Source organism: Variovorax saccharolyticus, from assembly GCF_030316765.1.
In the GTDB taxonomy this organism is placed as follows: domain Bacteria; phylum Pseudomonadota; class Gammaproteobacteria; order Burkholderiales; family Burkholderiaceae_C; genus Variovorax; species Variovorax saccharolyticus.
In genome coordinates, this window is record NZ_JASZYT010000002.1 from 708619 (window position 1) to 728058 (window position 19440).

Genomic DNA, 19440 nt, shown 5'->3' on the forward strand with positions numbered 1-19440 from the left:
CCGGCCTTCAGGGCCCGGTCGGCGCGCCGGCGATGGCGAAATGCTGGCCTGTCATGCGGGGTCCTTGCGCGGCGGCCCGGGCAGGAAGGCGTTGGTGCGCGCGACGTAGTCCCGGTAGGCGGGCCGGCGTTCGGCGATGTCCTGCTCGAGCAGGCTCACGCCCGAGACGCGCAGCAGCAGCAGCGTCATGAGCGCGGGCGAGACCGCGGCCCAGGCTCCGCCCCAGCCCGCGCCCGCCACGGCCATCAGCCAGAGGCCCCACCAGACGCAGGCCTCGCCGAAGTAGTTGGGATGCCGGCTGTAGTGCCAGAGGCCACGGTCCATGACGCGGCCGCGCTGCCCTGGCATCGACTTGAAGCGCGCCATCTGCGCATCGGCGATCGCCTCGAAGGCGATGCCGAAGGCCGCCAGCGCCGCGCCCGTCGCATCGAGCCAGCCGAACGGACGCATCGCCGCCATGCCGGCCAGCAGCGGCGCCGTGACGATCCACGCCAGCAGCGCCTGAAGGCCGAACACCAGGTAGAGGCTCCTGAGTCCGAAATGCGGCTGGTTGCGCTCCCGCATCTGCCGGTAGCGGCGGTCCTCGCCGTGGCCCCGGTTGCGCAGCGTGATGTAGAGGCCCAGGCGCAGCGCCCAGGCGATCGCGAGCGCTGCCATGGCCGTGCCGCGGGCACCGGCGGCGGGCAGCTGGACCGCATAGACCAGCGCCGCGCCGCCGATGAAGGCGGGCCAGGCGCGGTCGGCCAGGCTGGCATCGCGCTGGCGCAGGCTGATCAGCCAGGTCAGCAGCGCGATGCCGGCGATCAATGCCAGCCCGGCCAGGGCCGCCTGGGGCAGCGCCGGCTGCTCAGGCATCGCGCGCGGCCACGGCGCGATGCGGGTTCTCGAACAGGTAGTGGCTCACGCCCCACTGCCTGCCGCCGGCGAAGCCGAACAGTTCGGCCACCGACATGAAGAACACGCGCCACCGGTTCCACCAGATCCCGGCCTGGGCGCCGTAGGTGCTGGCGAACAGGGGGCGCAGGGCGTGCTGGCGGCGGTCCATGTTCTCGAGCCAGGCTTCGGCCGTGCGCCGGTAGTGCGTGCCGTTCCACTGCCAGTGGTCCAGCAGCCGCAGGCTTTGCTGGCAGCGGGCCGCGAGCTCGTCGCTGGGCATCATGCCGCCGGAGAAGAAGTGGCGGCTCATCCAGTCGCTCTCGTCGCGCGCCACGAAGGCGTAGGGCGCGGCGCGATGCGTGAAGACGTGCATGAAGAAGCGCCCCTGCGGTGCCAGCCAGCGCGAGACCTTGGCGAAGGCCCGGGGCCAGTTGCGCAGGTGCTCGAACATCTCGACCGAGACCACGCGGTCGAAGCGCTCCGCGGTGTCGAAGGCGTTGATGTCGGCGGTGACGACCTGCAGGTTGTGCAGGCCGCGGCGCCGGGCCTCGGCTTCGATGTGCAGGCGCTGGCTGTGCGAGTTCGACAGCGCCGTGACCTGGCTGGCCGGGTAGCGCCGCGCGATCCAGAGGCTCAGCGAACCCCATCCGCAGCCGAGCTCGAGCACCTTCTGCCCGTCGGCCAGGCCGGCGTGCTCGCAAGTGAGTGCCAGCGCCGCCGCCTCGGCCTCGTCCAGCGTCCGGGCCCCGGACGGCCAATAGCCGCTGCTGTACTTGCGATGGCCTCCCAGCACTTCGCCGAAGAAGGCGGCGGGCAGTTCGTAGTGCTGCTCGTTGGCCTTGTCGGCCAGGGGTGCCAGCTCTGCGCCATGCATGGCGGCGATGAATTCGCGGGTCAGTCTCGCGGTGGCGGCGCTGTCGCCGCCGCCGAGCTCGGCCAGCCTGGCCCTGAGCAAGCGGCGGATGCCGAAGCGCACGACGCGGTCCGGCACCAGCCCCCTCTCGACCCAGCCGATCGCCCCGGCGATGTGTTTGGACATGCCCGCCTTTCCTTGTCCGGCACCTGAAGCGGCACCGCATCCGCATGTACGCGCCAGGCGGTCGATTGGATCAGCTGCCGGCCCTGGCCAAGTAGAGATGGCGCCAGGTTGCGGCCCGATTGCCGCAAGAATCTCTGCATTGTCAAGACACACTTGTTCTGTTCGTTCCAATTGCCGCCTGGGAACGGTCCGTGTTTAATGCCCAAAAATGGGGCATTGGCCTCAGGAGAAGCTTGGATGAGCCGACGGAAGAGGTGGGAAAAGACGCATCGCGCCGCGCTGTGCGCATTCGTGGGCTCGTTGGCGTTGCTGGGCGCGAGCGCTGCCTCGGCGGCCGAGCCGGATCCCGCGCGCGCGCGCGAGATCGTCGAGGCGGCACAACGCACGCCGCCGGACAGCGTCGCTGCACACCTGGAGTTGGGCCGCGCCTACTTCGTGCTCGGCCAGTATGCCGAGGCGAAGATCGAGTTCGAGACCGTGCTGCGCTTCGACAGCCTGCCGCAGGACTTGCTGAGCCAGGTCGAGATCTACAACAAGGCAGCCAACCAGGCGCTGGACGAGAAGCGTTCGCTCACGGGATTCGGCTATGCCGAAACGGGCATCGGACGCTATCGCGTGAACTCCACCCGCGGCACCGATGCATTCGGCGGCGGCGATCGCAGGGACGACTTCGTCAATGCCCGGGTCGGCGGCGGCCTCAACTATGCGCTGCCGAACGGCTATGCGCTCGACGCCAGCCTCGACTATCGCGGCCGCTACTACGACAACTCGGACAGCCGCAACGACTCCGACCTGCGCTGGCGTGTGGCCGGCAGCCGCTCCTTCGGCGAGAACAATCTCGCCGTCGGTCTCAGGGGGCGCAACAGCTACCGCGGCGACAGCGACTTCCGCAACGACGCCGGCCTGTTCGCCGACTATCGCTACCGCGTCGATCCCGACAACCAGCTCACGCTGGGCGCCGAATACCGGCGCCGGCGCTACCCCGAAGGCCCGTTGCGCGAGCGCAGCCGCACCAGTGCCGACATCTCGGGCGGCTGGGTCCATTCGCTGCTCGACGGCAGCGGCAGCCTCACGGTCACCGCGCATGGCGGCCAGCATTTCGCGACCAGTCGGCCCGACGGCAATTCCAACTTCTACGGCGCCACCGTGGCGCTGGACTTCACGGTCAACAACAAGCTCAGCTGGGGCACTTTCGCGTGGTGGGAGCGCGATGCCTTCAACGCCGACCGGATTCATTTCCATCCCGACACGCTCGACAACAGCGTGTTCCTGCGGCGCAAGGACAACCTCTATGAAGTGGGGGCCTACCTGGTGTGGGAGTTCGTGCCGACATGGACCCTCCGGCCCGAACTGCTCTGGATTCGCGACCAGAGCAACTCGGTCGGCTTCAACTACAGCTCGACCGAGTTCTGGCTCAACGTCCGGAAAGCCTTCTGAAGGTGACTGTGCGATGGCCGAATGTGAGTCTTGACAAACTTTATGGGCACCTCGATCCTAGTTCCAACTTGTAAGAACCAGTACAAGTCCCCAGGCTCGACAAGAACAACGAAGGAGTAGGAATGGCTTCGACTGAACAGAAGATGTCGCGCATGCAGCTCACCGCGATGGTGGTGGGCGGCATGGTCGGTGCGGGGATCTTTTCGCTCCCGCGGACCTTCGCGAACGCGACCGGTCCGCTCGGCGCCGTCATCGCATGGCTGATCGCGGGCACCGGCATGTACATGCTGGCACGGGTGTTCCAGTCGCTTGCCGAGCGCAAGCCCGACCTCGATGCCGGCGTCTTCGCCTATGCGAAGGCCGGCTTCGGCGACTATCCCGGCTTCCTGTCGGCCTTCGGCTACTGGATCGGCAGCTGCATCGGCAACGTCTCGTACTGGGTGCTGATCAAGTCCACCCTGGGCGCCTTCTTCCCGGTGTTCGGCGACGGCAACACGGTGGTGGCGATCGTGGTCGCGTCGGTCGGCATCTGGCTGTTCCACTTCATGATCCTGCGCGGCATCAAGCAGGCGGCCTTCATCAACAGCGTCGTCACGGTGGCCAAGGTGATCCCGATCCTGGTCTTCATCGTGCTGCTGGCCTTCGCCTTCAAGATGGACCTGTTCAGCGCCAACCTGTACGGCGGCGGCCTGGAAGGCGGCATCTTCGAGCAGGTGCGCGCCACGATGCTGGTCACGGTGTTCGTGTTCCTCGGCATCGAGGGCGCCAGCGTCTATTCGCGCTTCGCGAAGGAGCGCGCCGACGTCGGCAAGGCCACCATCCTCGGCTTCATCGGCGTCACCGGCCTGATGGTGCTGGTGACGATGCTGCCCTACGCGGCGCTGCAGCGCGCCGACATTGCCGGCATGCGCCAGCCCTCGATGGCCGCGGTGCTCGAGGCGGTGGTCGGCCCCTGGGGTGCGGTGTTCGTCAGCGTGGGACTGATCATTTCAGTGCTCGGCGCCTACCTGGCCTGGTCGCTGATCTGCGCCGAGGTGCTGTTCACCGCCGCCAAGACCAAGGACATGCCCGCCGTCTTCGCCAAGGAGAACGGCAACGGGGTGCCGGCCAATGCGCTCTGGCTCAGCAACATCATCGTCCAGCTGCTGGTGATCACCACCTACTTCTCGAACGATGCCTTCGCGCTGATGCTGAACCTCACCAGCGCGATGGCGCTGATCCCGTACCTGTTCGTGGCGGCCTACGGCTTCATGATCTCCAAGCGCGGCGAGAGCTACCAGCTGCGGCCCGAGGAGCGAAAGCGCGACCTGATCATGGCCTCGGTGGCGGTGATCTACACGGTCTTCATGATCTACGCGGGCGGCCTCAAGTTCATCCTGCTGTCGGCGGTGCTCTATGCGCCCGGCACGCTGCTCTATATCTGGGCCCGGCGCGAACAGGGCAAGACCGTGTTCACGGCCACCGACTGGATGATCTTCCTCGTCGCCGTCGCGGGTGCCGTGGTCGGCATCTACGGGCTCGTCACCGGCAGCATCACCATCTAGTCACGCGGACTGGATATACACAGGCAGACACTGAAATTTTGGAGGTCAACATGGCGACTACGGATGTGAAAGAGACAAAGTTCGGCGTGCACTCGGAGGTCGGGCAGCTGCGCAAGGTGATGGTGTGCGCCCCCGGCCTGGCCCATTCGCGCCTGACGCCGAGCAACTGCGACCAGCTGCTGTTCGACGACGTGCTGTGGGTCGAGAACGCCAAGCGCGACCACTTCGACTTCGTCACCAAGATGCGCGACCGCGGCATCGAGGTGGTCGAGATGCACAACCTGCTGGCCGAGACGGTGGCCGTGCCCGAGGGCAAGAAGTGGATCCTCGACAACCAGGTCGTGCCCAACCAGGTCGGCCTCGGCTTCATCGACGAGCTGCGCAGCTACCTCGAGGGCCTGGACAACCGCAAGCTGGCCGAGACGCTGATCGGCGGGCTGTCGACCAACGACTTCCCCGAGTCCATCGGCGGCAAGGCGCTGGAGGTGGTGCGCGAGGCCGCAGGCGTCACCGAATACCTGCTGCCGCCGCTGCCCAACACGCTCTACACGCGCGACACCACCTGCTGGATCTATGGCGGCGTGACGCTGAACCCGCTGTACTGGCCGGCGCGCCACGAGGAAACCATCCTCACCACCGCGATCTACAAGTTCCACCCCGACTTCGCCGGCAAGGTCAACGTCTGGTGGGGTGACCCGACCGAAGACCACGGCCTGGCCACCCTCGAAGGCGGCGACGTGATGCCGATCGGCAAGGGCAACGTGCTGATCGGCATGAGCGAACGCACCTCGCGCCAGGCCATCAGCCAGCTCGCCGCCACGCTGTTCAAGAAGGGCGCGGCCGAACGCGTGATCGTCGCCGCGATGCCCAAGATCCGCGCCGCGATGCACCTCGACACCGTGTTCACCTTCGCCGACCGCGATTGCGTGCTGCTGGCGCCGGACTTCATGAACCAGACGCGCACCTACTCGTACCGTCCGAGCAGCCATCCGAGCGGCGTCGAACTGCATGCCGAGAACAAGCCCTTCGTCGACGTCGTGGCCCAGGCCCTGGGCTTCAAGAAGCTGCGCGTGGTCGAGGCCGGCGGCAGCGACTACCAGCGCGAGCGCACCCAGTGGGACAGCGGTGCCAACCTGGTCTGCGCCTCGCCGGGCGTGGTTTATGCATACGATCGCAACACCTACACCAACACGCTGCTGCGCAAGCAGGGCATCGAGGTGGTGACGATCGTCGGTGCCGAGCTGGGCCGCGGACGTGGCGGCGGCCATTGCATGACCTGCCCGATCATTCGCGATCCAGTAGATTTCTGAGGCTTGACGATCGGTCCCGAGGGGCCGGAGGGATGGCACGGACCGCCACGAGGCGTCCGGAAGATCAATTGTTAGAGAGAGGAAGACAGCACGTGTCCCCGACATCCGCTGCCCAACGAGTTGGAATCCGGCCCAGGACGGCGACGCTGCTGGCGATCGCGGCCCTGGTGTCGCTGTCGGCCTGCAGGCGCGCCGAAGAGGCGCCGGCGCCCGAAGTCCGTCCCGTCCGCGTCATGACGATCGAGCAGCGCACGGTCGGCGACACCGTGTCGTTGACCGGGCGCATACAGGCCCAGAGCGAGGTCAACCAGTCCTTCCGCATCGACGGCCGGCTGATCGAGCGCAACGTCGACGTCGGCGACCGGGTCAGGCCCGGCCAGCTGCTGGCCCGGCTGGACCAGATGAACGAGGACAGCAGCCTGCAGTCCGCGCGGGCCCAGTTGGCGGCTGCGCAGGCCCAGGGCATCGAGGCCCGCAACACCTTCAACCGGATGCGCGACCTGCTGGCCGAGAACGCGGTCTCGCGCGCCTCGTTCGAGCAGGCCGAGGCGATGCTCAAGGTCACGCAGTCGCAGGTCAATTCGGCCCAGTCGCTGGTCGACATCGCGCAGAACCGCCTGAGCTACACCCGGCTGCTGTCCGACGTGGCCGGTGTGGTCACGGCGCGCGGCGCCGAGCCCGGGGAAGTGGTGCCGGCCGGCCGCATGATCGTGCAGGTGGCGCGCGAAGGCGCGATCGACGCGGTCTTCGACGTCCCGGCCCAGATCAAGGACATCGCGCCGACCAACCCCGACATCCTGGTCTCGCTGGGCGGCGATCCGAAGGTCACGGCCGCGGGCAAGGTGCGCGAGGTCTCGCCGCGCGCCGACCCGGTCACCGGCACCTTCGCGGTCCGGGTCCGGCTGGTCAATCCGCCCGCGGCGATGCGCCTGGGCAGCACCGTCACCGGGCGCATGAAGCTCAACACCGAGCCCGCGCTCGACATCCCGGCCAGCGCGCTGGTGCGCGCCAACGGCCAGACCTCGGTGTGGGTGGTCGACACCAAGGCCGGCACGGTTTCGGCTCGCAACGTGCAGGTGCGCGCCTATGACGCGGCCCGCGTCCAGGTCTCGCAGGGGCTGGCGCCCGGCGACGTGATCGTCACCGCCGGTGTCCAGGCGCTGCGGCCGGGACAGAAGGTCCGCTGGCTCGAGGCCGCGAAGTGATCGGCCCGAACCTGTCGGAGTGGGCGCTCTCCAAGCGCTCGCTGGTGGTGTTCCTGATGATCATCGCGGTCGTCGCGGGCACCTTGTCGTTCCTGAAGCTCGGGCGCGCCGAAGACCCGGCCTTCACCTTCCGCACCATGATCGTCGCCGCCGGCTGGCCCGGCGCCACGGTCGACGAGACGCTGTCGCAGGTCACCGAGCGGCTTGAGCGCACGCTGCAGGAAACGCGGCACCTCGACCGGGTGCGCAGCTACACGACGGCGGGCCAGACCACGATCTTCGTCGACCTCAAGCAGTCGACGCCGCCGGCCGAGGTGGCGGACATCTGGTACCAGGTGCGCAAGAACATCGGCGACATGCGCCAGACGCTGCCGACCGGCGTCGTCGGTCCCTTCTTCAACGACGACTTCGGCGACACCTTCGGCATCATCTATGCCTTCACCGCCGACGGCTACACCTTCCGCGAACTGCGCGACAAGGTCGAAGACGCGCGCTCGCGCCTGCTGCAGGTGCCCGACGTCTCGAAGATCGAGGTACTGGGCGCGCAGGACGAGCAGATCTTCATCGAATTCTCGACCGAGCGCCTGGCCGGCCTGCGCCTGGACTACGGCGCGATCGTGGCGGCGCTGCAGGCGCAGAACGTGATCCGTCCGGCGGGCGTGCTGCACACCGAGCAGGAGCGCGTCTTCATGCGCGTCACCGGCTCCTTCGACAACGAGCGCGACATCGAGTCGGTCAACCTGGTGCTCGGCGGGCGCAACATTCGCCTGGGCGACATCGCCACCGTGCGGCGCGGCTTCACCGACCCGCCGCAGCCGATGTTCAGGGTCAACGGCAAGCCGGCGATCGGCCTTGCGATCGCGATGCGCGACGCCGGCGACATCCTCGCGCTCGGCAAGAACATCAAGGCCGTGATGGCCGACATCACGGCCAACCTGCCGCACGGCATCGAGCCGACGCTGGTGGCCGACCAGGCGGTCACGGTCGATGTCGCGATCAGCGACTTCATGGCCTCGCTGTGGCAGGCGATCGCGATCATCCTGGTGTGCAGCTTCGTGAGCCTGGGCGTGCGGCCCGGCGCGGTGGTGGCGCTGTCGATCCCGCTCACGCTGGCGATCGTCTTCGCGATCATGGACTTCGTGAACATCGACCTGCACCGGGTCTCGCTGGGCGCGCTGATCATCGCGCTGACCCTGCTGGTCGACGACGCGATGACCACGGTCGACGCGATGCTCAACCGCCTCGCGGCCGGCGACACCAAGGACCAGGCCGCGACCTTCGCCTACCGCACGCTGGCGGCGCCGATGCTGATCGGCACGCTGGTGTCGATCTCCAGCTTCGTGCCGATCGGCTTCGCGCGCAGCTCGGCCGGCGAATACACCTTCTCGATCTTCGCCGTGGTGGCGATCGCGCTGATCGTCTCCTGGCTCGGCGCCGTGATCTTCGCGCCGCTGGTGGGCAAGGCGCTGCTCAAGTCGCCCAAGGCCGATGCGGTGGTCAAGCCCAGCAAGTTCCTGAATGCCTACGGCGGTTTCCTCAAGGGCGCGATCCGCGCCAAGTGGCTGACCATCGGGCTCACGCTGGCGGCCTTCGTGGGGTCGATGTTCCTGGTGCGTTTCGTGCCGCAGCAGTTCTTCCCGGCCTCCGACCGGCCCGAGCTGACGGTCGACCTGACCCTGCGCCAGAACGCATCGATCTATGCCACCGAGGAAGAGGTCAAGAAGCTCGAGGAGATCCTCAAGGCCGACCCCGATGTCGACCACTTCAGCAGCTATGTCGGCCGCGGTGCGGTGCGCTTCATCCTGACGCTCAACGTGCAGCTGGCGAATCCCTTCTTCTCGCAGCTGGTCGTGGTCGCCAAGGACCTCGAGTCCCGCGACCGCCTGCAGATCAAGCTCGAGAAGGTGCTGGCCGAGCAGTTCCCGGACATGGTGGCGCGGGTGTCGCCGCTCGAACTCGGGCCGCCCGTGGGCTGGCCGCTGCAGTACCGCGTGATGGGGCCCGACAAGGACGAGGTGCGCCGCATCTCGCTCGAGCTGGCGGGCATCCTGGGCTCGCATCCGCAGGCCCGGCACGTGAACTTCGACTGGATGGAGCCGGCGCGGCAGATCCAGATCCGCGTCAACCAGGACGAGGCGCGCCAGCTCGGCATCAGCACCGGCGCGCTGGCCGGCATCATGAACGCGACCGTGACCGGCACCGCGGTCACGCAGGTGCGCGACGACATCTACCTGATCAACGTGGTGGCCCGCTCGAGCGCCGAGCAGCGGCTGTCGCTGCAGACGCTGAGCACCCTGCAGGTGCCCACCGCCAGCGGCCGCATGGTGCCGCTGAACCAGTTCGCGACCTTCTCCGAAGAGCAGGAGTCGCCGCTGGTGTGGCGCCGCAACCGGGTGCCGACGCTCACGGTGCGCGCCGACGTGGTCCACGGCGCGCTGCCCGACACCATCGTCGAGGCGCTGGCACCGAAGATCAAGGAGTTCAACGCCAAGCTGCCGAAGGGCTACAAGATCGAGACCGGCGGCCTGTCCGAGGAAAGCGCGGAGTCGAGCGCCTCGGTGTTCGCGGTGGTGCCGCTCATGATCGTGCTGATGCTGCTGAGCATGATGGTGCTGCTGGTGAGCTTCCGCCGGCTCGCCATGGTGGTCTGCGTGATGCCGCTGGGCTTGATCGGCGTGGTGCTCACGCTGCTGGTGTTCAACCGGCCGCTGGGCTTCGTCGCAATCCTCGGCATCCTGGCGCTGATCGGCATGATCGCCAAGAACGGCGTGATCCTAATCGTGCAGATCGAGACCTACCGGGCCGAGGGCATGAACGTGCTCGACGCCGTGGTGGCCTCGGGCACCTCGCGGATGCGGCCGATGATGCTGACCTCGATCTCGACCGTGCTGGGCCTGATCCCGATTGCGCCGACCGTCTTCTGGGGCTCGATGGCCTTCGCGATCATGGGCGGCCTGCTGGTGGCCACGCTGCTGACGCTGGTCTTCCTGCCGACCCTGTACGTGCTGGTGCTCGGCAAGGAGAAGCCGACGCCGCCGGCAGGCGAGGCCGAGCCGGCGTGAACGGCCGGCTGGCTGACGGGGCAACGCAGATGCAGGCATCCGCAACACCGACCGGGACCGCGGTGCTCGACCTGCACGTGGCCGAACTCCGGCAGCTGTTCAACTCGATGGACCCGGCGCCTTTCCGCCAGCGCGACCTCGATGCCAAGGCACAGGCCTACATCGTCGACTGGGCCCAGGAGGTGCCGGCCGGCCGGCCGCTGGAACTGGTCGTGCACGTCGGCGCCGAGGCCGTCGCGCCGTCCGATGCCGCGATGCTGAAGGACGCGGTCGACGAGTACTTCCGCCAGCGTGCGCTGGCCACTTGGCGCGGCTTGCGCAAGCTGTTCCGCACCGGCCGCATCAGCCTGCTGATCGGCGTGCTGTTCGTCGGCACCGCGGCGGTGGTTGGCGAGTCGATCGCCAGCTTCGTCAGCAAGGGGCGCTACGCGACCCTGATCCACGACAGCCTCGTGATCGGCGCCTGGGTGGCGCTGTGGCGGCCGATGGAGATCTTCCTCTATGACTGGTGGCCGGTGCGCACCGAGGCCCGCCTGTTCGAGCGACTGAGCAGGATCGATGTCCGGCTGATCAGTGCCGGCGGCACGGAGGCGAGCGCATGAAGCCCGCCGCCGCCGATCCCGCCACCCCGGCCGCACCGTCGCGGCGCACCACGGCCGTGGTTCGCGGACTGATGCTGCTCGTGCTCTGGCTGCTGCTGATGCCCAGCCTCAAGCCCGCCGACCTCGGGGTGGGCCTGGTCGCCGTGGCCGCCGGAACCTTCACCAGCCTGCGCCTGCTGCCGCCCGAGGCGGGGCATCTGCGCCTGGGCGCGCTGTTCGGCTTCCTGCCGCATTTCCTCTGGCAGTCGGTGCTGGCCGGCGTCGATGTCGCGCGCCGGGCGCTGTCGCCGCGCATGCCGCTGAAGCCCGGCTTCATCGTTTACAAGGTCGGCTTCCGACCCGGCCTCGCGCGCAACGAGTTCAGCTCGATCACCAGCCTGCTGCCGGGCTCGGTGCCGGTGGCCGAATCGGAGCACGACATCACCTACCACTGCCTGGACCTCGACGCGCCGGTCGCCGAGCAGCTGGCGGCCGAGGAGCGGCGCCTGCGCCGCGCGCTGGTCGCCGGGGAGCGCCACCATGACTGAGTTCCTGCTCGGCGCTTCGGCCTTCGTGCTGCTGACGGTCGCGGTCGGCCTGATCTGCATCCTGCGCGGTCCCGACGACGTCGATCGCATGATGTCGGTGCAGCTGTTCGGCACCGCCGGCATCGCGGCCCTGCTGCTGCTGGGAGCCGCGATCGGCGCCGAGGCCGTGGTCGACCTGGCGCTGATCCTGGCCGTGCTGGCGGCCTTCGCCGCGCTGGCCTTCGTCAAGGCCGGCTCGCGCCCCGGCGCCGCGCACACAGAACCGGAGGACCGCGCATGAGGGCCATCCTGGACATCTTCACGATCGTCGCCGTGGTCGCGGGCGCCTTCTTCTTCCTCGCCGGCACCGTGGGCCTTCTGCGCTTCCCCGACACCTTCACGCGGGCGCACGCGCTGACCAAGGCCGACAACCTCGGACTGGGTCTGGTGGTGATCGGCCTGCTGCCGCAGATGGACGGCGTGATGGCCGGGCTCAAGCTGGTCCTGGTCTGGCTGATGGTGCTGCTGGCCTCGGCCACGGTGTCGCAGCTGATCGCGCGCGCGGCGCGGCGCGGCGGGTCCGACGGGGCCAAATCATGACCTTGGCGCTGACCCTGGCCCTGGTGGGCCTGCTCATGGCGCTGGCCATCTGGACCGTGGTGGCGCGCGACACCTTCGCCGCGGTGACCGGCTTCGTCCCCTACGGGCTGCTGCTCACGCTGGCCTGGCTGCAGCTGCGCGCGGTCGACGTCGCGATGACCGAGGCGGCGATCGGCGCCGGCTTGACCGGCGTGCTGCTGATCGCCGCCGCCGCCCGGCTGCGCTCCACCGAGACGCCGGCCTGGGCCGAGCGGCCCGGCCTCGCGACGCGGGTGCTGGCTGCGATCGTCTCGGCGGCCGTGGCGGCCGGCATCGGCGCCTGCGTGCTGCTGCTGCCCGATCCGGCGCCGAGCCTGGCGCCGGCGGTGGTCGAGAACATCGCCGCCACCGGCGTCGGCAATCCGATCACCGCGGTGCTGATGTCCTTCCGCGCGATGGACACGCTGCTCGAGGCCATCGTGCTGCTGCTGGGCCTGGTCGGCGTCTGGTCGCTGGCGCCCGACCGCTTCTGGGGCGGGCGGCCGGGGCCGGCGCCGACGGAAGACCCGAACAGCATCCTGGGCTACCTCGCGCGGGTTCTGCCGCCGATCGGGATCGTCGTCGGCTTCTACATCCTCTGGGTCGGTGCCGACCATCCGGGCGGCAAGTTCCAGGGCGCCACGGTGCTGGCGGCGATGTGGCTGCTGGTCATGATGGCCGGCCTGTCGGACGCGCCCGCGGTCGACCGGCGCTGGGTCCGGATCGCGCTGGCCGGCGGCCCGGCCGCATTCATCGCGGTCGGCCTGCTCGGCAGCGTCATCGCGGGCGCCTTCCTCGGCTATCCGGAGGCGCTCGCCAAGCCCCTGATCGTGGTCATCGAGGCGGCGCTGCTGCCGTCGCTGGCGGTCACGCTGGCGCTGCTCCTGACCGGGCCGCCGAGCCGGAAGGACAGCAGCGAATGAACACGCCCACCCTGCTCGGACTGTGCGCCGCGGTGCTGATCGGCCTGGGGCTCTACGGCCTCATCGTGAACCCGCACCCGCTGCGCAAGATCATGGCCTTCAACGTGATGGGCAATGGCATCTTCCTGGTCGCCGCCGTGATCGCGCGCCGCGGCGCCGGCGCCGGAATGGGCGGCGACCCGGTGCCGCAGGCCCTGCTGATCACCGCGCTGGTGGTGGCGTTCGCCGCCTCGGCCCTCGGGGTCGCCCTGGTGCTGCGGCTGTTCGAGGAAACCGGCTCGGCCTCGCTGACCGCGCCGGAGGCCGCGCCGCGCACCCCTGCTGCCGAGAGCGAGGTCTAGGTGCCGCTCTCCATGCCCGTTGTGGATCCGACGACGCCGGGCGGCCTGCTGCTGGTGCTGGCCGTGCTGCTGCCCTTCATCGGCATGATGCTCGGCTTCGTGCTCGGCGGCCGGCGCGCGCAGCAGGTGGCCTGGGCGACCATCGCGCTCGGCATTGTGTTGATGGCCGCGATCGCGCACCGGCTGTGGGAGTCGGGCGACGCGCTGGTCTACCTGCTCGGCGGCTGGGCGCCGCCGCTCGGCGTCAGCCTGCGCGCCGATGGCCTGGCGGTCTGCATGATGGTGGCCGTGATGGTGGTGGTGGTCGGCATCGGCGTCTATGCCAACGGCGATTTCGGCACCCCGGCCGGGGTCCGCGAGAAGCGCTCCGCGCTGACCTTCTGGCTGCTGCTGCTCGCGGTCTGGGGCTCGCTCAACCTCGTGTTCGTGAGCGGCGACGTCTTCACGCTGTACGTCGCGCTCGAGCTGCTCACCTTCGCCGGCGTGCCGCTGGTCAGCCTGGACGGCCGCGGCGAAACCTTGCAGGCCGCGCTGCGCTACCTGCTGTATGCGCTGGTCGGCTCGATGTTCTACCTGCTCGGCGCCTTCCTGCTTTACGGCGCCTACGGCACGCTGGACATCGCGCAGCTGGCCCAACGCGTCGGCGCCGAGCCGGTGGCCTGGATTGCCGCCGTGTGCATGACGGTGGGCCTGCTGGCCAAGACCGCGCTGTTCCCGCTCCACCTGTGGCTGCCCCCGGCGCATGCCGGCGCGCCGGCCGCCGCCAGTGCGCTGCTGTCGGCGCTGGTGATCAAGGGCGCCTGGTTCCTGGTGGTTCGGCTGTGGGTCGATGTGTTCGCCGGCGTCATCACGCTGCCCTCGGCGCAGCTGCTCGCTGCCCTCGGCGCCTCGGCGATCCTAGTCGGCAATGTGGTCGCCCTGCGGCAGGCGCGCCTCAAGCTGCTGATCGCCTACTCGACCGTGGCCCAGATCGGCTACCTGTTCCTGATGTTCCCGCTGGTGGCCGGGCTCGATGCCGCGCAGCTGGACAGCAGCTTCGCGGTCACCGGCGGGCTGCTGCAGGCGATCTCGCATGCGACCGCCAAGGCCGCGATGTTCATGGCGGCCGGGCTCATCTACACCACGCTCGGCCATGACCGCGTGGCCGACCTGCGCGGCGCCGGGCGGGCCCTGCCGATGACGATGGCGGCCTTCGCGCTGGCCGGCGCCTCGCTGATCGGGCTGCCGCCCTCGGGCGGCTTCCTCGCCAAGTGGATGCTGCTGTCGGCGGCCATCGCCACCGCCCAGTGGTGGTGGGTGGTCGTGATGCTGGTGGGCGGCCTCTTGACCAGCGCCTACGTCTTCATGGTGATGGTGCGCGCGATGGCGCCGGCCGCCCTCGGCTGGGTGCCTAAGGCGCGCGTGCCGGGCTACCAGCAGGGGGCCGTGCTGGCGCTCGCGCTGTGTTCGTTCCTGCTCGGCGCGGTGGCGCTGCTGCCGGTCGACGTCGCCCAGATCGGCCGCACTGGCCTGCTCGCGGTGGGGGTCCGATGATCGGCTCCGTCACGCTCGCCGCGATCGTGTTCGACGTGCCGGTGCTGCTGCCGCTGGCGCTCGGCGTGCCGCTGCTGCTGCTGCTGGCCTCTGCGTTTCCCGGCCTGCGCCGGCGCCTGCCGGGGCTGTTCGCGCTGGCCCCGGTGCCGGCGCTGGCGGCGGCCCTCTTGGCCGGCGCCGAGCCGGACCTGGTGCTGGGCAATGCGTTCTTCTCGCTGACTTTCGGGCTCGACGCGCCGGGTGCGATGCTGCTCGGCGTCGCCGCGGTGCTGTGGATCTTCGCCGGTGCCTACGCGGCGCGCTGGCTGCGCGAGCGGCCCGACCGCGACGACTTCATCGTCTGCTGGCTGATGACGCTGACCGGCTCCGTCGGCGTCTTCCTGGCGGCCGACCTGATCGGCTTCTACTTCCTGCTGGCCGTGCTCAGCGTCGGTGCCAGCGGCCTGGTGCTGCAGGGCGAGGGGCCGGATGCGTTCCGCGCCAGCGCGCTCTACCTCGGGCTGGCGCTGCTGGCCGAAGCCTTCCTGCTCGCCGGCCTGCTGCTGCTGGCCCAGGCCACGCCCGACGGCAGCCTGCTGATCGCCGATGCGGTGGCTGCGCTGCCCGGCTCGCCGTGGCGCGATCTGACGCTGCTGCTGCTGCTCGTCGGCCTCGGCATGAAGGCCGGCCTGCTGCCGCTGCACTTCTGGATGCCGATCGCCTATGGCGCGGCGCCGATCCCGGCGGCGGCGGTGATGAGCGGCGCCGTGGTCAAGGCCAGCATCATCGCGCTGGTCCGCTTCCTGCCCTTCGATGCCGCGCTGCCGTCCTTCGGCCTGCCGCTGGCCGCGCTGGGGCTTCTCGGGGCCCTCTACGGCGTGGCGATCGGCATCACGCAGAGGCAGCCCAAGCTGATCCTGGCCTATTCGAGCGTCAGCCAGATGGGCTTCCTGGCTGCGGTGATCGGCATGGGCCTGGCCGCCGGCGACCCCGGCACCGCGCTGGCCGCGGCCTTCTATGCGGCCCACCACCTGCTCGTGAAGGGCGCCCTGTTCCTCGCCGTCGGCGTGGTCATGCTGACCGGGCGCCGCCACCTGTGGCCGATGTTGTTGCCGGCCGCTGTCATCGCGCTGGGGCTCGGCGGCCTGCCGCTGACCGGTGGCGCGCTGGCCAAGTACGCGGCCAAGGACCTCATGGGCAGCGGCTTGGCGGCCACCGTGGCCGTGGTGTCCTCGATCGCCACCACCTTGCTGATGGTCCATTTCCTGCGGCGGCTGGCCGCCGACACGGCGGTCGATCCGGGCGCGCGCGCGCCGTCGGTGCTGGTGGTCTCCTGGCTGGCGATGGCGCTGGCCTCGGTGGCGCTGCCGTGGGCGCTCTGCCTGCTGCTGCCGCTCGGCGCGCTGCCCGAGGCCCTGTCGCCCGCGGCGCTGTGGGCCGCGCTCTGGCCGGTGCTGATCGGTGCCGCCATCGCGGTCGGGCTGGACAGCCTCGGACGGGCGCTGCCGCAGATCCCGGCCGGCGATCTCGGCGTGGCGCTGGGCCGGCTCGGCGGTTGGGTCGCCGCGGCCGGACGAGGCTTCGAGACGATCGACACTTTCGCGCGGCGCTGGGCCGTTGCGAGCATTGCATTGCTGGTAGTGTCCCTGCTGTTCGGCTACGCGCTGATGGCACAGGGCTGAAGGAGAACGAGATGAGGAAGTCAACGCTTGCAGCAGTGTCCGCTGCGGTCCTGGTGGCCCTGGCGGGCTGCACGGTCGGGCCCGACTTCGTGCGGCCCGCGGTGCAGTCGCCGACAGCGTGGCGGATCGACTACCCGAAGGCCGCCGAAGTGGCCAACACCAAGTGGTGGGAGCAGTTCGGCGACCCGGTCCTGAACCAGCTGATCGAGACCGCGCTGCGCGACAACCTCGACGTGCGGGTCGCGGCGGCCCGCATCGACCAGTTCCTCGGCGCCCTGACGACCACCGATTCGCAGGCCTATCCGCAGCTCGGCTATGGCGCCGGGGCGGCCCGCACCCGCGCCAGCCGCGAAGGCCAGCCGCCGATCCCCGAGCCCGTCAGCAACTACTTCTCGCTCTACCAGGCCAGCCTCAACGCCAGCTGGCAGATCGACCTGTTCGGCCGCGTGCGGCGCCTGAGCGAGGCCGCCCAGGCCCAGGTCTACGCCAGCGAGCAGGGCCAGCGCGGCGTGGTGCTGACGCTCGTGACCGGCGTGGCGACCAGCTACATCGCGCTGCGGGCACTCGACCGCCAGCTCGAGATCGCCAAGTCCACCGCCGCCAACTTCGGCGAGACCGCGCGCATCTTCGACCTGCGCTTCAAGCGCGGGCTGGTGTCGCAGACCGAGGTGATGCAGGTCCGCTCGCAATACCAGCAGGCGCTGACCGCGATCCCGACCTTCGAGCAGCAGATCGCGGCGCTCGAGAACCAGATCTCGATCCTGCTCGGCCGTGATCCGGCCCCGATCCCGCGCGGGCGCAGCATCGACGACCTGGTCGCGCCGCTGATTCCCGCCGGCCTGCCCTCCGACCTGCTGCAGCGCCGGCCGGACATCCTGGCGGCCGAACAGAACCTGGTGGCCGCCAATGCCAGCATCGGCGTCGCGCGCTCGCTCTACTACCCGAGCCTGTCGCTGACCGGCGCGCTGGGCTCCACCAGCACCTCGTTCAGCAACTTCATGACCGGACCGGCCACCGCCTGGTCGGTGGTCGCGGGCCTCACCGGCCCGATCTTCACCTTCGGCGCCATCGAGGGGCAGGTCCGCTCGGCCGAGGCCCAGAAGGCGCAGGCCGAGCTGGTCTACCAGCAGACCGTGCTGGCTGCCTTCCGCGACACCAACAACGCGCTGGTCGGCACCCAGAAGAGCATCGAGGGGGTCGAATTCCAGCGCGGGCGCGTCAAGGCGCTGCGCGAGTTCGCGCGGCTGTCCAGGCTCAAGTTCGAGGCCGGCCTGATCGGCTACCTCGAGGTCCTGGTGGCCGACAACGAGCTGTTCGCGGCCGAGCTGGCCTTCGTCAACCTGCAGGCCGGGCGCTACACGCAGGCGGTCAACGTCTACCAGGCGATGGGCGGCGGCTGGGTCGACACGGCCGATGCCATGACCCAGCGTCCGGTCGGCGTGGCGGACACGCGGGCCCGCTGATCGCGCACGGCATGAACGAACGCTTCCAGACCTTCGTCTACGGCACCGCGATCGCGCTGATGCTCGGCTGGGTGTTCTACATCGGGCGCAACGTCTTCGTGCCGATCATGTTCAGCGTCTTCGTGGTCTACGTGATCCTCGGACTGGCGCGGCTGATCGGCAAGGTGCCGGTGCTGGGGCCGGCCTTGCCGCAGGTGGTCATCTCGATGTTGTCGGTGCTGATCATCGCGGTCGGCCTGGGGCTGGTGGTCTACACGATCCTGGCCAACAAGGACAGCGTGATCGCGATGGCGCCGCGCTACCAGGAGTCGCTGCTCGCCGCGGTGCAGCGGGTGGCGGTGCTGATGCGGGTCGAGGCCGAGCCGACCTGGACCACGCTGCGCCGCGACCTGCTGTCGCAGGTGAGCCTGCAGCGGGTGGTCGGCTCGGCGCTGGCGTCCCTGTCGTCGCTGTTCGCGACCGTGATCGTGGTCGCGCTCTATGCCTGCTTCCTGCTGGTCGAGCGCAGCCATCTCGACAAGAAGATCGCCGCCATCGCGCGCAGCCCGGCGCATGCGCAGCGCATCAAGCAGGTGATCGCCGACATCAACGCCCGGGTCGGCGCCTACCTGGCGCTCAAGACCTTCCTGGGCGTGCTGCTGGGCGCGCTGAGCTACGTGATCATGCGTTTCGCCGGCCTCGAGTTCGCCGGCTTCTGGGCGGTGATGATCGCCTTGCTGAATTACGTGCCGTACATCGGCTCGTTCCTGAGCGTCGTGCTGCCGGGCCTGATGGCGGTCGCCCAGTTCGGCGGTGCCGGCGAGGCGATCCAGATCATGATGCTGCTGGCGGTGGTCCAGTTCGTGATCGGCAACTTCCTGGATCCCTACGTCATGGGCAATTCGCTCAACCTGAGCCCCTTCGCGATCCTCGTGAGCCTGGCGGTCTGGGTGGCGCTCTGGGGCGTGCCCGGCGCCTTCCTGGCGGTGCCGATCACCGCCATGATGACCATCATCTTCTCCGAGTTCCAGGGCACCCGCCCGATCGCGATCCTGCTTTCCCAAAACGGCAAGCCTTAGCTCGCCCCCAGGTTGCCCGGCACTTCGTGTCCGGGCGCCCACCCCCTTCCGGGGGCGCAGTCAGCGGCCCGGCGAAGCCGGTTCCGCGACTGCCCACCAACGGGCGGGCGCTGCGCGCCGCCGGAGAACATGCACGGCCGGCTCTCTTCTGTTTTCGATCGGCCGGCGCAGCCAGGCCCGTTGGTGAAACACCGCGGAACCGGCTTCGCCGGGCCGCTGGTGTTGTCCCCGGTAGGGGGTGGGCGGGCTACACGAAGTGAGC

General features: G+C 69.4%; 17 protein-coding genes. 15 read left to right on the forward strand and 2 right to left on the reverse strand.

What is annotated here, in order from left to right:
• Positions 1-51: 51 nt before the first annotated feature.
• Both QTI45_RS09475 and QTI45_RS09480 read right to left on the reverse strand, forming a co-directional pair.
• On the reverse strand, positions 52-855 hold the full coding sequence (locus QTI45_RS09475; RefSeq protein WP_286654160.1) for a DUF1295 domain-containing protein: 804 nt from the start codon (positions 853-855) through the stop codon (positions 52-54).
• Entirely contained in the window at positions 848-1915 is a 1068-nt protein-coding gene (locus QTI45_RS09480; protein ID WP_286654161.1) for an SAM-dependent methyltransferase, read from the reverse strand. Before QTI45_RS09480 ends, QTI45_RS09475 begins: the two co-directional genes overlap by 8 nt.
• A gap of 237 nt (positions 1916-2152) precedes the next feature.
• Between QTI45_RS09480 and QTI45_RS09485 the strand changes: the two genes are divergently transcribed.
• The 15 genes from QTI45_RS09485 (at position 2153) to QTI45_RS09555 (ending at position 19178) form a co-directional block, all read left to right on the forward strand.
• The gene (locus QTI45_RS09485; RefSeq protein ID WP_286654162.1) at positions 2153-3352 is read left to right on the forward strand and encodes a porin family protein; all 1200 of its coding nucleotides are present in this window, start codon (positions 2153-2155) and stop codon (positions 3350-3352) included.
• A gap of 122 nt (positions 3353-3474) precedes the next feature.
• Entirely contained in the window at positions 3475-4896 is a 1422-nt protein-coding gene (locus tag QTI45_RS09490) for a basic amino acid/polyamine antiporter (protein ID WP_286654163.1), read from the forward strand.
• Between the two features lie 119 nt (positions 4897-5015).
• Positions 5016-6206, forward strand: coding sequence for an arginine deiminase (locus QTI45_RS09495; RefSeq protein WP_444813126.1), 1191 nt, complete (start codon positions 5016-5018; stop codon positions 6204-6206).
• A 92-nt stretch (positions 6207-6298) separates the two neighbouring features.
• A complete protein-coding gene (locus tag QTI45_RS09500; RefSeq protein WP_286654164.1) occupies positions 6299-7411 on the forward strand; it encodes an efflux RND transporter periplasmic adaptor subunit in 1113 nt (370 codons plus the stop codon).
• Positions 7408-10473 carry an efflux RND transporter permease subunit gene (locus QTI45_RS09505; RefSeq protein ID WP_286368966.1) on the forward strand — a complete coding sequence of 1022 codons (3066 nt, stop codon included), beginning with the start codon at positions 7408-7410 and terminating at the stop codon, positions 10471-10473. The genes QTI45_RS09500 and QTI45_RS09505 overlap by 4 nt, the downstream gene beginning before the upstream one ends.
• 29 nt (positions 10474-10502) lie before the next feature.
• Entirely contained in the window at positions 10503-11075 is a 573-nt protein-coding gene (locus tag QTI45_RS09510) for a hypothetical protein (RefSeq protein ID WP_286654165.1), read from the forward strand.
• Positions 11072-11602: a Na+/H+ antiporter subunit E gene (locus tag QTI45_RS09515; protein ID WP_286654166.1), complete on the forward strand. Its 531-nt coding sequence runs from the start codon at positions 11072-11074 to the stop codon at positions 11600-11602. The genes QTI45_RS09510 and QTI45_RS09515 overlap by 4 nt, the downstream gene beginning before the upstream one ends.
• Positions 11595-11882: an MrpF/PhaF family protein gene (locus QTI45_RS09520; protein WP_286368969.1), complete on the forward strand. Its 288-nt coding sequence runs from the start codon at positions 11595-11597 to the stop codon at positions 11880-11882. The genes QTI45_RS09515 and QTI45_RS09520 overlap by 8 nt, the downstream gene beginning before the upstream one ends.
• Positions 11879-12181, forward strand: coding sequence for a cation:proton antiporter (locus QTI45_RS09525; RefSeq protein ID WP_286654167.1), 303 nt, complete (start codon positions 11879-11881; stop codon positions 12179-12181). Before QTI45_RS09520 ends, QTI45_RS09525 begins: the two co-directional genes overlap by 4 nt.
• The gene (locus tag QTI45_RS09530; RefSeq protein WP_286654168.1) at positions 12178-13122 is read left to right on the forward strand and encodes a hydrogenase subunit MbhD domain-containing protein; all 945 of its coding nucleotides are present in this window, start codon (positions 12178-12180) and stop codon (positions 13120-13122) included. The genes QTI45_RS09525 and QTI45_RS09530 overlap by 4 nt, the downstream gene beginning before the upstream one ends.
• Complete coding sequence (locus QTI45_RS09535) at positions 13119-13463, forward strand: NADH-quinone oxidoreductase subunit K (protein ID WP_286368972.1); 345 nt, start codon at positions 13119-13121, stop codon at positions 13461-13463. The genes QTI45_RS09530 and QTI45_RS09535 overlap by 4 nt, the downstream gene beginning before the upstream one ends.
• A gap of 12 nt (positions 13464-13475) precedes the next feature.
• Positions 13476-14996 carry a complex I subunit 5 family protein gene (locus tag QTI45_RS09540; protein WP_286654169.1) on the forward strand — a complete coding sequence of 507 codons (1521 nt, stop codon included), beginning with the start codon at positions 13476-13478 and terminating at the stop codon, positions 14994-14996.
• Positions 14993-16657: a proton-conducting transporter transmembrane domain-containing protein gene (locus QTI45_RS09545; protein ID WP_286654170.1), complete on the forward strand. Its 1665-nt coding sequence runs from the start codon at positions 14993-14995 to the stop codon at positions 16655-16657. Before QTI45_RS09540 ends, QTI45_RS09545 begins: the two co-directional genes overlap by 4 nt.
• Positions 16658-16668: 11 nt before the next feature.
• Positions 16669-18120, forward strand: coding sequence for an efflux transporter outer membrane subunit (locus QTI45_RS09550; RefSeq protein WP_286654171.1), 1452 nt, complete (start codon positions 16669-16671; stop codon positions 18118-18120).
• An 11-nt stretch (positions 18121-18131) separates the two neighbouring features.
• A complete protein-coding gene (locus tag QTI45_RS09555; protein ID WP_286368976.1) occupies positions 18132-19178 on the forward strand; it encodes an AI-2E family transporter in 1047 nt (348 codons plus the stop codon).
• Positions 19179-19440 lie beyond the last annotated feature (262 nt).